Source organism: Dehalobacter sp., from assembly GCF_030063005.1.
GTDB lineage: Bacteria > Bacillota > Desulfitobacteriia > Desulfitobacteriales > Syntrophobotulaceae > Dehalobacter > Dehalobacter restrictus.
Genome location: NZ_JAPDHR010000024.1, coordinates 1 through 1,237, shown reverse-complemented (window position 1 = coordinate 1,237; position 1,237 = coordinate 1). Strand labels below are relative to the sequence as shown.

Sequence of the window (1,237 nt, the reverse complement as noted above, 5' to 3'; positions counted from 1 at the left end):
TAAAAAAGTGCCTACGGCACATCAACACCCCTGCCCCTCAATCTTGAGGGGTTTTTGGGTTTTCTTTATCTTTCATTTGTTGTAAAATTCAAGTATGAGTATTTTACAGCATATTTTTTCTGATTATTATGACCTGATTCGTACCTTAACACTGCGACTTGTTGTTGTTGAAAATATTGATAAAATGGTTCATTGCGGAGATTTTTCCCGCGGCTTTGCTTTATACGGCTGCAGTCATTGCGGCAAGTTAAAATTTGTACCGTTCCGCTGCAAAAGCCGTTTCTGCCCCACCTGCGGCAATCTCTATTCCCGGAAACGCTCTACCGCCATGTCCTTTAAACTGCTCAACTGCCGTCATCGCCACTGTGTTTTTACGATTCCTGAACAATTGCGCCTTTTCTTTTTAAAGGATCGCTCACTACTCTCTGATCTTTTCCATTCCGTCAGGGATGTCATTCTGCGCCTTTTTTCAAAAATGAACCGGTCTGAAAACTTCACCCCCGGGTTCATCGCTGTCCTTCACACCTTTGGTCGTGATCTCAAGTGGAATCCTCACATCCATGTGCTTGTTTCAGAAGGGGCTGCCGGCAACAGGACTCCCTGGCGCAAAGTCAGTCATTTCAATTTCAACTTCCTCCGCTTTGCCTTCCGGACTGCTCTGCTTGACCACCTGGCCGCCCGTCTCGGTCCTTCTTTTAATCCCATCAAATCCCTGATTTACAAACTCTGCCCCAAGGGGTTTTATGTTTATGCCAAACCCAATGTCTGCAATCCCCATCAGGTTGCCAACTATATTGGCCGCTATCTGGGACGTCCGGTCATTGCCACTTCCCGGATTGACTCCTATGATGGCCAATCCGTCACCTTTCATTACAACCGCCACGAAGACGGCGTTCTTGTTCATGAAACCCTTTCCGCCATGGATTTTATCAAGCGGCTTATCCGCCATATTCCTGACAAACATTTTAAAATGATCCGCTATTATGGCCTTTATGCCAAACACCACCCCCAGATGCCTTACTTCCGCTATGCGATTCATCCCGGAAAACGAAAAATTCTCCGCTCCTTCAATCGCTGGCGCGATTCCATCGCACTTTCTTTTGGCCTTGACCCACTTCTTTGTTCCTGCGGTCATACCATGACTATTCTGGAAATTTTTCACCATCATACAGCGCTTTTCCATCACTACCTGAAGAATATCGATTCTTCCTGACTCACTCTTTTTATGCTATAATGG

At 45.9% G+C, this 1,237-nt stretch carries 1 protein-coding gene; it reads left to right on the top strand.

All coding sequences use genetic code 11. From position 1 onward, the window contains the following. Positions 1-94: 94 nt before the first annotated feature. A complete protein-coding gene (locus OKX56_RS08120) occupies positions 95-1,213 on the top strand; it encodes an IS91 family transposase (RefSeq protein ID WP_287896120.1) in 1,119 nt (372 codons plus the stop codon). Positions 1,214-1,237: the final 24 nt, after the last annotated feature.

Bases quoted from the DNA above. Each gene is read 5' to 3' on its own strand.
- OKX56_RS08120 (WP_287896120.1), top strand. From the start codon at position 95: ATGAGTATTTTACAGCATATTTTTTCTGATTATTATGACCTGATTCGT.